Annotated in this window: 13 protein-coding genes; 10 read left to right on the top strand and 3 right to left on the bottom strand. The window is 66.3% G+C overall.

The genetic code is table 11. The annotated features are described in order from the left end of the window. Positions 1–62 precede the first annotated feature (62 nt). Positions 63–620: a WYL domain-containing protein gene (locus IAE37_RS08230; protein WP_201172101.1), complete on the bottom strand. Its 558-nt coding sequence runs from the start codon at positions 618–620 to the stop codon at positions 63–65. Positions 621–827: 207 nt separating this feature from the next. On the opposite strand from IAE37_RS08230, the gene IAE37_RS08225 reads away from it, so the two are divergent. The 10 genes from IAE37_RS08225 to IAE37_RS08180 all read left to right on the top strand — a co-directional run bounded on the left by IAE37_RS08225 (position 828) and on the right by IAE37_RS08180 (position 10,463). Continuing rightward, positions 828–1,634 (top strand): tetratricopeptide repeat protein, encoded by an 807-nt coding sequence (locus IAE37_RS08225; RefSeq protein WP_201172095.1) that lies wholly within the window; start codon positions 828–830, stop codon positions 1,632–1,634. 102 nt (positions 1,635–1,736) lie between these two features. Beyond that, positions 1,737–2,189 (top strand): MarR family winged helix-turn-helix transcriptional regulator, encoded by a 453-nt coding sequence (locus IAE37_RS08220; RefSeq protein ID WP_201172093.1) that lies wholly within the window; start codon positions 1,737–1,739, stop codon positions 2,187–2,189. After that, the gene (locus IAE37_RS08215) at positions 2,186–4,273 is read left to right on the top strand and encodes an FUSC family protein (protein WP_201172091.1); all 2,088 of its coding nucleotides are present in this window, start codon (positions 2,186–2,188) and stop codon (positions 4,271–4,273) included. Before IAE37_RS08220 ends, IAE37_RS08215 begins: the two co-directional genes overlap by 4 nt. Next, a complete protein-coding gene (locus IAE37_RS08210; RefSeq protein ID WP_136912409.1) occupies positions 4,270–4,482 on the top strand; it encodes a DUF1656 domain-containing protein in 213 nt (70 codons plus the stop codon). Before IAE37_RS08215 ends, IAE37_RS08210 begins: the two co-directional genes overlap by 4 nt. Next, on the top strand, positions 4,479–5,354 hold the full coding sequence (locus IAE37_RS08205; protein ID WP_201172088.1) for an efflux RND transporter periplasmic adaptor subunit: 876 nt from the start codon (positions 4,479–4,481) through the stop codon (positions 5,352–5,354). The genes IAE37_RS08210 and IAE37_RS08205 overlap by 4 nt, the downstream gene beginning before the upstream one ends. Beyond that, the gene (locus IAE37_RS08200) at positions 5,351–6,769 is read left to right on the top strand and encodes an efflux transporter outer membrane subunit (protein WP_201172085.1); all 1,419 of its coding nucleotides are present in this window, start codon (positions 5,351–5,353) and stop codon (positions 6,767–6,769) included. The genes IAE37_RS08205 and IAE37_RS08200 overlap by 4 nt, the downstream gene beginning before the upstream one ends. 531 nt (positions 6,770–7,300) lie before the next feature. Then, a complete protein-coding gene (locus tag IAE37_RS08195; protein WP_201172081.1) occupies positions 7,301–7,567 on the top strand; it encodes a hypothetical protein in 267 nt (88 codons plus the stop codon). Next, positions 7,564–7,809: a DUF3077 domain-containing protein gene (locus tag IAE37_RS08190; RefSeq protein ID WP_201172078.1), complete on the top strand. Its 246-nt coding sequence runs from the start codon at positions 7,564–7,566 to the stop codon at positions 7,807–7,809. The genes IAE37_RS08195 and IAE37_RS08190 overlap by 4 nt, the downstream gene beginning before the upstream one ends. Before the next feature lie 132 nt (positions 7,810–7,941). Further along, positions 7,942–9,870, top strand: a complete 1,929-nt coding sequence (locus tag IAE37_RS08185; RefSeq protein WP_201172075.1) for an FTR1 family protein — start codon at positions 7,942–7,944, stop codon at positions 9,868–9,870. 140 nt (positions 9,871–10,010) lie between these two features. After that, positions 10,011–10,463 (top strand): YaiI/YqxD family protein, encoded by a 453-nt coding sequence (locus IAE37_RS08180; protein ID WP_201172072.1) that lies wholly within the window; start codon positions 10,011–10,013, stop codon positions 10,461–10,463. Between the two features lie 30 nt (positions 10,464–10,493). On the opposite strand, the gene elbB is transcribed toward IAE37_RS08180, so the two are convergent. Together elbB and IAE37_RS08170 are read right to left on the bottom strand one after the other, a co-directional pair. Next, on the bottom strand, positions 10,494–11,159 hold the full coding sequence (gene elbB / locus IAE37_RS08175) for an isoprenoid biosynthesis glyoxalase ElbB (RefSeq protein ID WP_201172069.1): 666 nt from the start codon (positions 11,157–11,159) through the stop codon (positions 10,494–10,496). A 57-nt stretch (positions 11,160–11,216) separates the two neighbouring features. Further along, the gene (locus tag IAE37_RS08170; RefSeq protein ID WP_201172066.1) at positions 11,217–11,810 is read right to left on the bottom strand and encodes a DedA family protein; all 594 of its coding nucleotides are present in this window, start codon (positions 11,808–11,810) and stop codon (positions 11,217–11,219) included. Between the last annotated feature and the right edge of the window lie 55 nt (positions 11,811–11,865).

Here is an 11,865-nt window from a genome sequence, read left to right as displayed (position 1 = left end):
CCCCCCCCCCCCCCCCCCCCCCCCCCCCGCGCCCCCCCCCCCCCGGGGGCCGGTGCAGGCAACTAATTTCTATACTGTGCTACCGCACTCTCCAGGGTCCTGGCAATCTCCTCGCGTACCCCCTCCGGCAACTCGACCACCACCTCGTCCCCCTGGCTCAAGGCCCACCAACGCACGGGCCACTCGGCATCCACCGTGGCCGACAGCCGGTGCCCGCGCGCCAGCGCAGTCAGCTGCATGTCCACGCTCAACGGCGCCTCGCGCAACTGCCGGGCCAGCCGGTCGCTGACCCACGCCTGCAACGCGATACCATGCTCCGCAGCGCCTTGCAGGGCGTCGGCGCGCAAGTAGCCCTGCAGATCGAAGTTACCGCGCAGGTCGCTGGCGGCACTGGCCGACCAGTGCCAGCCGAATGGAATGCTCTTGTCGTTACGCTCGAGCGGGAAGATCAGCGACAGCTCGTTGAGGTCGCGCTCGACGGTGCGCTTGCTCACGGTGAAACCCACATCACGCAGGCGCCACACCAGTTCGGCACTGGTGATACCAGGGGGGCGGCTGGGCAACTGGCGCAGCAGCGCCCATTGTCGGCTGAGGGTGGCGCGGGTGGTAGCGAACGGCAAAAGGTAACGTCCTTGTCTAGGCTTGCGGCAACGGTTTGCGGCAATTGTCCGGGCTCATGGCAATTTGCCACAACCTGCTCTGATCAACGAACGTGCAATTGGTTGCCTCATGCCGGTTCGTTCGCGACAGGTTTTGTCGTGGCGTCGCGCAGAATCACGCCTCATGCAGCCGCGCTCGAGGTCGTGGGTCGTTCAATGAGGATGAACATGTCAGCTGTCAGCAATATCCACCCGATGCTCGCCCGGCTGTTGCCCGAGCGTATCGTTGCTGCTGCGCTGCCCGCCGGCAGGCGCGCGCGGCAGTTCGCGGGCGTTGGCATGCCCAGCCAGCGGGCGTTGTTGATCAGCCGCCTGGACGAGGCGCCCGACGTGCAAGTGGTGTATGCCGACCTGCGGCGCCAGGCACTGGCCGGCAGCGTCAGCGCGCTGAACGACCTGGGCTGGATCTGGCTCAACGGCAAATACTGGCGGGCCGATACCGTGCTGGCCCGGCACCTGTTGCGCATGGCGGCGTTGCAGGGCGACGCTGCGGCCTGGTTCAACCTGGGCCAGCAGCTGTACTTCGGCAAGGGCGTGGAGCCGTCCTACGAGCAGGCGGCCGAGTGCTACCGGCAGGCGTTCACCCTCGGCATGGCGGCGGCAGCAGCGGCACTGGGCGACTTGTACGAGGAAGAAGTCTGCGATGCCGACCAAGGCTGGCAGGTCGACCCGCAGCGGGCGTACGAATGGTTCCAGCGGGGAGCGGACTTGGGTGATCCGCGCTGTCGTTTCGAAGTCGGTTATCGCTTGTTGCACGGGCTGTATGTGCCGCAGGACACCAAGGCGGCGTTGTACTGGCTGGAGCTGGCGGCGGCGACCGGGGTGATGCAGGCGGCGGAGGAGCTGGCCGTGCATTTCAGCAGCCGCGACGGCGTGCGCTACCTCGGGTGGCGTGACCGCGCGGTGCAGTTGGGAAGTTCGTTGGCGTTGGCGATGAAGCTCGAGGATCAGGTGCAGCCTCGAATCGGAACATGAACAACAATTCATCCAGGCAGCCCGTCGCCCCCTGTTGACGACAGGGGGAGGGCCAGGCGTATATTGATAGTTAGCAAACTATGAATATCCTTGGTTCTCTACATGTCCCTTGATTCCCTGCGCCTCCAGGTCAGCAGCGGCATGATCGTTGCCGCTCGGCACTGGCGGCGCATCTGCCACGCGGCATTGACCAGCTACGGTATTTCCGAGGCCTGCGCCGCGCCGTTGCTGATGATCGTGCGCCTGGGCGATGGCGTGCACCAGGTGGCCGTGGCCCAGGCCGCCGGCCTGGAGAGCCCGTCGCTGGTGCGCCTGCTCGACCAGCTGTGCAAGGCTGGCCTGGTCTGCCGCAGCGAAGATCCGCTGGACCGCCGTGCCAAGGCCCTGAGCCTCACTGCCGAAGGCCGCGCCCTGGCCGAGGCCATCGAGGCCGAGCTGGTGCGTGTGCGCCATGAGGTGCTGCAAGGCATCAGCGAAGCGGACCTGCAAGCCGCCCTGCGCGTGCTGCGCGCCTTCGAGGCTGCCGGCCTGGGCAATGCAGGTGGGGCGCAATGAAGGGCTTCTTCAGTTCGGTCCCGCCCGCCCGGGACTGGTTCTACGGCGTGCGCACCTTCGCGGCATCGATGATCGCTCTGTACATCGCTCTGCTCATGCAGCTGCCGCGTCCCTACTGGGCGATGGCCACGGTGTACATCGTCTCCAGCCCCTTCGTCGGGCCGACCAGTTCCAAGGCCTTGTACCGCGCCCTGGGCACGCTGCTGGGTGCGGGCGGGGCGATCTTCCTGGTGCCACCGCTGGTGCAGTCGCCTTTGCTGCTGTCGGTGGCCATCGCGCTCTGGACCGGCACCTTGCTGTTCCTCTCGCTGAACCTGCGCACGGCCAACAACTACGTGCTGATGCTGGCCGGCTATACCCTGCCGATGATCGCCCTGGCGGTGGTCGACAACCCCACGGCGGTGTTCGACGTGGCCACTTCGCGGGCCCAGGAGATCTGCCTGGGCATCGTCTGCGCCGCCGTGGTCGGGGCGATCTTCTGGCCGCGCCGGCTGGCACCGGTGGTGGTCGGCTCGACCGGCAACTGGTTCGCTGAGGCGATCCGCTACAGCGACACCTACCTGGCCCGTGACGTCGCCGCCGACAAGGTGGGTGGCATGCGCGCCTCGATGGTGGCCACCTTCAACACCCTGGAAATGATGATCGGCCAGCTCGGCCATGAAGGCGCGGGCCCCCACACCGTGAAGAATGCCCGCGAGCTGCGTGGGCGGATGATCCACCTGCTGCCGGTGATCGATGCCCTGGACGACGCTCTGGTGGCCCTCGAAGGCCGTGCCCCGGCCCAGTTCGCCCAGTTGCAGCCGGTGCTGGACGCAGCGCGGCAGTGGCTCGAGGGCACCGCCAAGGATGCCTCGCTGGCGCGCTGGACCGCCGTGCACGAGCAGATCGACCGCCTGCAGCCCAGTGCCGCGGCCCTCGACCAGCGTGCCGAACTGCTGTTGTCCAATGCCCTCTACCGCCTCACCGAATGGGTCGACCTGTGGCAGGACTGCTGCGCCCTCCAGCACGCCCTGCGGCTGGACGACGCCACGCCTTGGCGCGCCGCCTACCGGCACTGGCGCCTGGGGCGGCTGACTGCGTTCTTCGACCGCGGCCTGATGCTGTACTCGGTGTTCTCCACGGTCACCGCGATCATTGTCGCCAGCGGCCTGTGGATCCTGCTCGGCTGGAACGATGGCGGCAGCGCGGTGATTCTCGCCGCCGTGGCCTGCAGCTTCTTCGCCGCGATGGACGACCCGGCGCCGCAGATCTACCGCTTCTTCTTCTGGACGCTGATGTCGGTGATCTTCTCCAGCGTCTACCTGTTCCTGGTGCTGCCCAACCTGCACGACTTCCCGATGCTGGTGCTGGCCTTCGCCGTGCCGTTCATCTGCGTCGGCACCCTGACCGTGCAGCCGCGTTTCTACCTCGGCACCTTGTTGACCATCGTCAACACGGCCACCTTCATCAGCATCCAGGGCGCCTACGACGCCGACTTCCTGACCTTCATCAACGCCAACCTGGCCGGCCCCGTGGGCTTGCTGTTCGCCTTCATCTGGACCTTGCTGCTGCGCCCGTTCGGCGTGGAGCTGGCGGCCAAGCGCATGACCCGCTTCGCCTGGCGCGACATCGTCGAGATCACCCACCCGGCGAACCTCGCCGAGCACCGCCAGCTCGGCGTGCAGATGCTCGACCGCCTGATGCAGCACTTGCCGCGGCTGTCGCAGACCGGCCAGGACAGCGGCGTGGCGCTGCGCGACCTGCGCGTGGGCCTCAACCTGCTCGACCTGCAGGCGTACATGCCGCGTGTCGGCCAGCAGGCCCGCGAGCGGCTGGAGGCGGTCATCGCCGAGGTCGGCACGCATTTCGCCGCGTGCCTGCGCGCCAACCAGCGCTTGCACGCGCCAGCCGAACTGCTGCGCAGCATGGAGCGGGCACGCCAGGGCCTGGCGCTGGACCAGGGCCACGAGCGCGGCGACGCCCGCCTGCACCTGCTGCATGCCTTGAGCGGCCTGCGCCTGGCCTTGCTGCCGGGGGTCGAGGTGATGCTCGAGCCAAGCGAACAACCGCAACTGCCCCACGGCATCGATGGAGCGCCACTGTGATTGGTGATCTGGATATCAGCGGGGTGTTCCTGCCCACGCTGCTGGTGATGATGGTGTTCACCTACCTGCTGTTCCTGGGCGTGCACGCCGTGCTCGTGCGCCTGCACTTCTACCGCCTGGTCTGGCACCGGGCGTTGTTCAACGTTGCCCTCTACGCCGTGATGCTGGGCGCGGTCGACCACTTTTGCCGAAACCTGATGCTGCCATGAAAAAACCTTTGTTGACCTTGGGCCGCGTGGTCCTGACCTTGCTGGTAGTGAGCTTCGCCGCCGTGCTCGTGTGGCAGATGGTGGTGTACTACCTGTTCGCCCCCTGGACCCGCGACGGCCATATCCGCGCCGATGTGATCCAGATCGCCCCGGACGTCTCCGGCCTGATCCAGAAGGTCGAGGTGCGCGACAACCAGGTGGTCAAGCGCGGCGACGTGCTGTTCACCATCGACCAGGACCGCTTCTCCCTGGCCCTGCGCCAGGCCAAGGCGACCCTGGCAGAGCGCCAGGAAACCCTGGCCCAGGCCTCGCGCGAGGCGCAGCGTAACCGCAAACTGGGCAACCTGGTGGCGGCCGAGCAGCTCGAAGAGAGCCAGTCGCGCGAGGCCCGCGCCCGCTCGGCGGCCAACGAGGCGCAAGTGGCGGTCGATGCCGCCCAACTCAACCTCGACCGCTCGGTGATCCGCAGCCCGGTGGATGGCTACCTGAACGACCGCGCACCGCGCAATCACGAGTTCGTCACCGCCGGCCGGCCAGTGCTGTCGGTGGTCGACAGCGCTTCGTACCACGTCGATGGCTACTTCGAGGAAACCAAGCTCGGCGGCATCCACATCGGCGACGCCGTGGACATCCGCGTGATGGGCGACAACACCCGCCTGCGTGGCCACGTGCAGAGCTTTGCCGCCGGTATCGAGGACCGCGACCGGGTCAGCGGCGCCAACCTGCTGCCCAACGTCAACCCGGCATTCAGCTGGGTGCGCCTGGCCCAGCGCATTCCGGTGCGCATCGCCTTCGACGAAGTGCCGCAAGACTTCCGCATGATCGCCGGGCGCACCGCCACGGTCTCGATCATCGAGGGGCAGCGCCCATGAAACAGCTGATCCTGGCGGGCCTGTGCCTGTCGTTGGGGGCATGCATGATGGTCGGCCCCGACTACGAGGTGCCCAAGGACGCGGCGGTGCAACGCAGCGACCTCAACGGCCCGCTGCGCCAGGATGCCGACAGCGTGGTGTCGGCGCCGGTGCCGGAGGACTGGTGGCAGCTGTACCAGGACCCGCGCCTCAACGAGCTGGTGCGTCAGGCCCTGAGCGCCAACACCGAGTTGCGCGTGGCGGCGGCCAACATCGCCAGGGCTCGTGCCCAGGTCGAAGTGGCCGAGTCGCAGGGCGGCTTCAACGCTGGGGTCAAGGCCGGCGCCCAGCGCCTGCAGGAGTCTGGGCAAGCGTTCCTGCTGACCGAGAAAGTGCCGGTGGCCAACATCGGCGAGGCGATCATCAGCGCCTCGTATCAATTCGATCTCTGGGGCACCCTCAAGCGTGGCACCGAGGCCGCCAAGGCCAATGCCGATGCCGTACAAGCCGCTGCCGACACGGCACGCATCACGTTGGTGGCTGATGTGGTGAAAGCCTACACCCAGGTGTGCTCCGCCAACGAGGAATACCATATCGCCCGCGAGTCGCTCGACTTGCAGGAGCAAAGCGTGCAACTGACCCAACGCTTGCGTGATGCCGGGCGTGGTGACGAGACCCAGGTCACCCGTTCGCAGACCCAGTTCAAGTCGCTGCGTGCCGAGCTGCCGCGCTTCAAGGCCGAGCGCGAGGCCGGGATGTACACCCTGGCCGCGCTGCTGGCCAAGCCGGTCGATCAGTTGCCGGCGGGCACCGCCGACTGCGCCGAGTTGCCGCACCTGGCGCAGTTGGTGCCGATTGGCGATGGCGCCGCGCTGCTCAAGCGCCGCCCCGACGTTCGCCAGGCCGAACGCCAGCTGGCGGCAGCCACGGCCAACATCGGTGTGGCGACGGGCGCGCTGTACCCGGACATCAGCATCGGCGCCCAGGTGGGCACCATCGGTATCCTCGAAGACCTGGGTGACCCGTCGACCAACCGTTGGGGTATCGGCCCGCAGATCAGCTGGAGCATTCCCACCAATGGCACCCGGGCGCGCATCCGCATGGCCGAAGCCTCGACCCAGGCCGCCCTGGCCCACTTCGACGGTGTGGTGCTGAACGCCATCCGCGAGACCCAGACGCGCCTGGCGCAGTACAGCGCCCTGCTGGACCGCCGCGATGCCCTGGCCGAGGCCGAGCAGTCGGCCAAGCAAGCGGCCGAGCAGACTCATCAGTATTTCCAGGCTGGGCGTGAGTCGTTCCTGGCCGATCTGCAGGCGACCCGGTCGTATACCGATATGCGTGCGCAGCTTGCGGCGGCCAATAGCCAAGTGGCGATGGGGCAGATTGGTGTGTTCCTGGCGCTGGGGGGTGGTTGGAGGGATGCGGGCAAGCAGTAGGTCTGCCTTGGGTTGTGCGGGGGATCGAGGGGTGTTCGCCGTTAGGTTTGCAGGGGGGCGGATATTGAAGGGCGTTCGCCGTTAGGTTTGTATGGGCGCGGATATCGAGCGCCGCCCGCGCGGCGCTCGATCTGCGCGACACCACATGACTCGAGACATGCACCCGGTGGCCTCCCCCGATCCCGCGCCGTGCCGTTCACTCACGAATAGGCACTGAAGCCGTAAGACATTTCCGAACCTGAAACCAAATGCTTCAGCTGCGGCTATCAGTCGAATTATCCTACAGCTCGCGTCGAATGCCGCTGGCTATCCAGGCCGGTTACGCGGGACTACTGTCGTCGGGTCGCCTAACAAGGCGATCGGGCGTGAGACACCCGTGTGTACAGTGAGCATCGCGTAATGGCGGTCGTGCGCGGGCAGGCTTCGGTCTGGCCGGGTTCCTGTACACCCGGGTCTCACCCCGTGTACGACTGCCACCCAATTCCGTGAGACGAGGAGGATGGCGGCCCACCGAAGTACAGGAGCCCTTCCATGAAAAAGATCGTCCCCGACCCACCAGACCTTCTCCTGACCGACGCCCCAACGGTCTCCCTCGCTTCCCCAGACGCCATCGCCGATGGCCCGGTGCTCCAGGATGCCCTGCTCCTGACGCTGACCCAGACTGCCGAGATCCTCCGCGAAACGCCCCCCGGCCTGCGCCACGATGCCTTGTGCATGGCCATCCGCGTGATGTGCTCGGTGCTCGACGCCGTGACCCAGCACTGCGCCTCGCTGCGCAAGCAGGACGTGACCCCATGACGTCGCCCAAGCATGCCGGCACCGCTGGCAAGGAAACGTTCGACCTGTTCCGAATGCAGCCCGATGTACCGTTCGACCACGCGTTCTCGCAGCTGTCGGTATTGCTCGGTTGCATCCGCCACCTGACCACAGAGGCGGAAATGGAAAGCGACCGCGTGGCCGGCTGTGCCGCGCGGATTCTCAGCGAACTGGCCAAGGCGCTGGTCGATGATATGGCGCGGGGGATGAACGTCGAGGCGTGAGGGCCTGCCAGGCACCCATGGTGGCGCGGAAACCGAGCGCCACCCGCAGCCCTCGGTCTATTGCTTATTCGTTTCAGGATTTTTCATGAAATCGCCCCGCAACGCTTGAGGGAAAAGGAGTGTGAGTGAACAATGTTCTCTTTCGCATTTCCTTCGAGATTGGCCATGAACTCCCATTCCCGTCTGCTCGCCTGGCTCCCCGCCTTGTTGCTGGCGCTGTGCAGTACTTTGGCGCAGGCCGAAGCCCCCGCCGAGGCCACCAAGGCCCTGCACCTGCTCGATTACATCGGCGCCGACTATCCACCGACCGTGCAGGGCGGCAAGGTCATCGACGATGGCGAATACCGCGAACAACAGGAGTTCAGCGCGGTGCTGGCCGAGCTGGTCAAGGGCCTGCCCGCGCATCCCGAGCAGAGTGCCCTGAGCCAGGGCGTTGCAGCACTGCGCCAGGCCATCGACCAGCGTCAGGACGGCGCGGCGGTAGCCAAGCAGGCTCGCCAACTGGGCGCGCGCCTGGCCGTGGCCTATGAGGTCAGTCAGGCGCCGGTGATCACCCCGGACCCGACGCGTGGCGCTTCGCTGTACGCGCAGAACTGCGCCATCTGCCATGGCGACAGCGGTGCCGGCGACGGCCCGGCCGGCGTCGGCTTGGAGCCCGCGCCGGCGAACCTGCGCGATGTCGCGCGCCTCGACCAGTTGAGCCTGTTCGACCTCTACAACACCCTCGGCCTGGGCATCGAAGGGACCGAAATGCCGTCGTTCGCAGACCAGTTGGACGAACGCCAGCGCTGGGACGTGGCGGCCTATGTCGCGAGCTTCACCGCCAAGCCGGAAGCGGCCAAGGACGACAAGACCTGGAACCTGGCCGACCTGGCCCGCCAGACTCCCGCCGAAGTGAGCGCCAGCGAAGGCGCGACCGCTGTCGAGGCCTTCCGTGCCCAGCGTGCCCAACCGCCGCAGGTCAAGCGTGGGCCGGCGCAGTTGCTCGACTACACCGCCACCACCCTGGACAAGAGCCTTGCGGCCTACCGTGAAGGGGATCACGACCAGGCCTATGACCTGTCGGTGGCCGCCTATCTCGAAGGCTTCGAGCTGGTCGAAAGCTCTCTGGACAACATCGACACCCAGGCTCGCAAAGACACCGAGAAGGCCCTGATGGCCTATCGTCAATCGCTGCAGGATGGCCTGCCGGTGGCGCAAGCCGAGCAGCGCCTGGCCGAGGCCAAGGCAAAGCTGGATGGCGCCGCCAAGCTGCTCGGCAGCGATGGCCTGAGCTGGTCGTTGAGCTACATTTCGGGCCTGCTGATCCTGCTGCGCGAAGGCCTGGAGGCGATTCTGGTACTGGCTGCGATCCTCGCTTTCCTGCGTAACACCGGGCAGCAATCGGCGGTACGCAGCGTCAACATCGGCTGGGCCCTGGCGCTGGTCGCGGGCTTCGCGACCTGGGCGCTGGCGGCCTATGTGATCGACGTGGGCGGGGCCCAGCGCGAATTGCTCGAAGGCTGCACGGCGTTGTTCGCCGCGGTGATGGTGTTGTGGCTGGGGGTGTGGATGCACGACCGCCGCCACGCCGCCGCCTGGCAGGACTACATCAAGAGCAGCCTGGTCAGTGGCGGCGGGCGTTTTGGCTTTGCCATGCTGGCGTTCTTCTCGGTCTACCGCGAACTGTTCGAGGTGATCCTGTTCTACGAGACCCTGTGGCTGCAGGCAGGCCCTGCCGGGCATCAGGCCGTGCTGGCCGGTGGCGCCACCGCGCTGGTGCTGCTGGTGGGCCTGGCCTGGGTGATTCTGCGGGGCTCGGCGAAGCTGCCGCTGTCGCTGTTCTTCAGCATCAATGCCGCGTTGTTGTGCGCGTTGTCGGTGGTGTTCGCCGGGCATGGCGTGAAGGCGCTGCAGGAGGCCGGGGTGCTGGGCACGCGGCCGGTGGCGTTCTTCGAGTTCGACTGGCTGGGGATTCATGCCGATGCCTATTCGCTCGGGGCGCAGGCGGTGGCGTTGCTGGCCATCGTGGTGTTGTATGGGCGTAGTCGCCTGGCCGAGAAGCGGCGGGCTGCGGTTTAGGTAATTTGGCTGCCGGCCTCTTCGCGGGTAAACCCGCTCCTACAGGGGTAGGTGATTCCTGATAAATAGATCAGCGTTTGTTGTAGGAGCGGGTTTACCCGCGAAGAGGCCGGCGCAGACAACAAAGAGAGAATGGTTCCATGCGCATCTGGATCGACGCCGACGCCTGCCCCAAGCAGGCCAAGGACCTCATCGTCAAATTCGCCCTCAAGCGCAAGCTGGAGGTGATCATGGTCGCCGGTCAGGCAGTGGCCAAGCCGGCCTTCGCCATCGTGCGCCTGATCGTGGTGCCCAGCGGCATGGACGCGGCCGACGACTACCTGGTCGAGCACGCAATGCCCGGTGAACTGGTGATCTGCAGCGATGTGCCCCTGGCCGACCGGCTGATCAAGAAGGGCGTGGCCGCCCTGGACCCACGCGGACGCGAGTTCGACGAACGCAACATGGGCGAGCGGCTGGCGGTGCGCAACCTGTTCACCGAGTTGCGCGAACAGGGGCAGGTGGGGGGAGGGCAAGCGCCCTACGGCGAGCGCGAGAAGCAGGCGTTCGCCAACGCGCTGGATCGAATCCTGACGCGATTGGCGAAAGGTTGAAGGGGCCTGTAGGCCAGGCCCTGGCGCTGGTTACTGGCCTTCGTGGGTCAGTTCGAGTACCCGGTCCACCAGCTTGTAGATGCCGCTGGCGGCTTCGCTGATCGACTTGGCTTCCATGTAGGCCGGGGTAGTCACCAGCTTGCGCTGGGTATCCTCGACGATGTCATGCACGTCGCAGTCTTCATGGGTGCCGCCCATCTTCACCACCGCAGCGGCGGTGTCGGCATCGGTGCCGATGGTGCACACCACGCCAGGGCCATAGATCTTCGCCGCCAGCGCTGGCGAGATGCAGATAAGCCCCACCGGCTTGCAGGCGCCGGCGAAGGCTTCGGCCAGGGCCAGCACATCGGGTTGCACGCTGCAGTTGGCGCCTTCGACGGCAAAGTTGGACAGGTTCTTGGCCGCGCCAAAGCCCCCGGGCACGATCAGCGCGTCGAAGTCCTCGACCTTGGCGTCGCGGATATCCTTGACCTCGCCACGGGCGATACGGGCCGACTCGACCAGCACGTTGCGCGATTCGGGCATCTCTTCGCCGCTCAGGTGGTCGATCACATGCAGTTGGGCGATGTTGGGTGCAAAGCACTGCACCTGGGCACCTCGCTGGTCGAGGCGCAAGAGGGTGATCACGCTTTCCTGGATTTCCGCGCCGTCGTACACGCCGCAGCCCGAAAGAATCACCGCTACTTTTTTAGTCATGCTCGTTACTCCTGTGTCGAGGCGCTACAAGGTTGGATCGCGGTCAGGCCCGGGTGTTCACTTGTCGGCCGGTTGATCCTGGGCCGCCGCCTTGCGCTCGGCGCGCAGGGTGCGGAAGCGCCGGCGCAGCCAGAGCAGGCCGCCCAATACCAGCAGGCCACCCAGTACCCATAGCTCATAGCGCTTCACATTGCCCAGCAGGCCTTCGAGAATGGCGCCGAAGTGATACGCGGCGGCGCCCAGGGCCAGCGCCCAGATCGCCGCACCGATGCCGTTGAGCAGCAGGTAGCGGCGCGGCGGATAGCCCGACAGGCCGATGGCCACCGGCATCACCGTGCGCAAGCCGTAGACGAAGCGGAAGCTCAGCACCCAGATATCGGGGTGGCGACGGATATGGTCCAGGGCCCTGTCGCCCATGGCCTGCCAGCGCGGCTTGCGGGCAAGGATTCGGCGCCCATGGCGGCGGCCCATGAAATACCACAACTGATCGCCCGCGTAACTGCCGAGGAAGGCCACCAGGCACACCAGCTTGATGTCCATGTAGCCGCGGAACGCGAGGAAGCCTGCAAGCACCAGGATGGTCTCGCCTTCGAAAAAGGTGCCTAGAAAAAGGGCGAAGTAGCCGAAATCCTGCAGGAATTGTTGAAGCATTTTGAAAGATGCTGGCGAAATGAACGCGCAGCCTACCCCTTCGCGCGCATTCATG

The sequence above is a fragment of the Pseudomonas sp. S31 genome (genome assembly GCF_016648105.1).
In the GTDB taxonomy this organism is placed as follows: domain Bacteria; phylum Pseudomonadota; class Gammaproteobacteria; order Pseudomonadales; family Pseudomonadaceae; genus Aquipseudomonas.
Note: the sequence above shows the minus strand (reverse complement) of the source record. Positions and strands in the feature narration are given on the sequence as shown.

Excerpts from the sequence above, each read along its gene's own strand:
- IAE37_RS08225 (WP_201172095.1), top strand. The coding sequence starts at position 828 with ATGTCAGCTGTCAGCAATATCCACCCGATGCTCGCCCGGCTGTTGCCC.
- IAE37_RS08220 (WP_201172093.1), top strand. The coding sequence starts at position 1,737 with ATGTCCCTTGATTCCCTGCGCCTCCAGGTCAGCAGCGGCATGATCGTT.
- IAE37_RS08215 (WP_201172091.1), top strand. The coding sequence starts at position 2,186 with ATGAAGGGCTTCTTCAGTTCGGTCCCGCCCGCCCGGGACTGGTTCTAC.
- IAE37_RS08205 (WP_201172088.1), top strand. The coding sequence starts at position 4,479 with ATGAAAAAACCTTTGTTGACCTTGGGCCGCGTGGTCCTGACCTTGCTG.
- IAE37_RS08200 (WP_201172085.1), top strand. The coding sequence starts at position 5,351 with ATGAAACAGCTGATCCTGGCGGGCCTGTGCCTGTCGTTGGGGGCATGC.
- IAE37_RS08195 (WP_201172081.1), top strand. The coding sequence starts at position 7,301 with ATGAAAAAGATCGTCCCCGACCCACCAGACCTTCTCCTGACCGACGCC.
- IAE37_RS08190 (WP_201172078.1), top strand. The coding sequence starts at position 7,564 with ATGACGTCGCCCAAGCATGCCGGCACCGCTGGCAAGGAAACGTTCGAC.
- IAE37_RS08185 (WP_201172075.1), top strand. The coding sequence starts at position 7,942 with ATGTTCTCTTTCGCATTTCCTTCGAGATTGGCCATGAACTCCCATTCC.
- IAE37_RS08180 (WP_201172072.1), top strand. The coding sequence starts at position 10,011 with ATGCGCATCTGGATCGACGCCGACGCCTGCCCCAAGCAGGCCAAGGAC.
- elbB (WP_201172069.1), bottom strand. The coding sequence starts at position 11,159 with ATGACTAAAAAAGTAGCGGTGATTCTTTCGGGCTGCGGCGTGTACGAC.
- IAE37_RS08170 (WP_201172066.1), bottom strand. The coding sequence starts at position 11,810 with ATGCTTCAACAATTCCTGCAGGATTTCGGCTACTTCGCCCTTTTTCTA.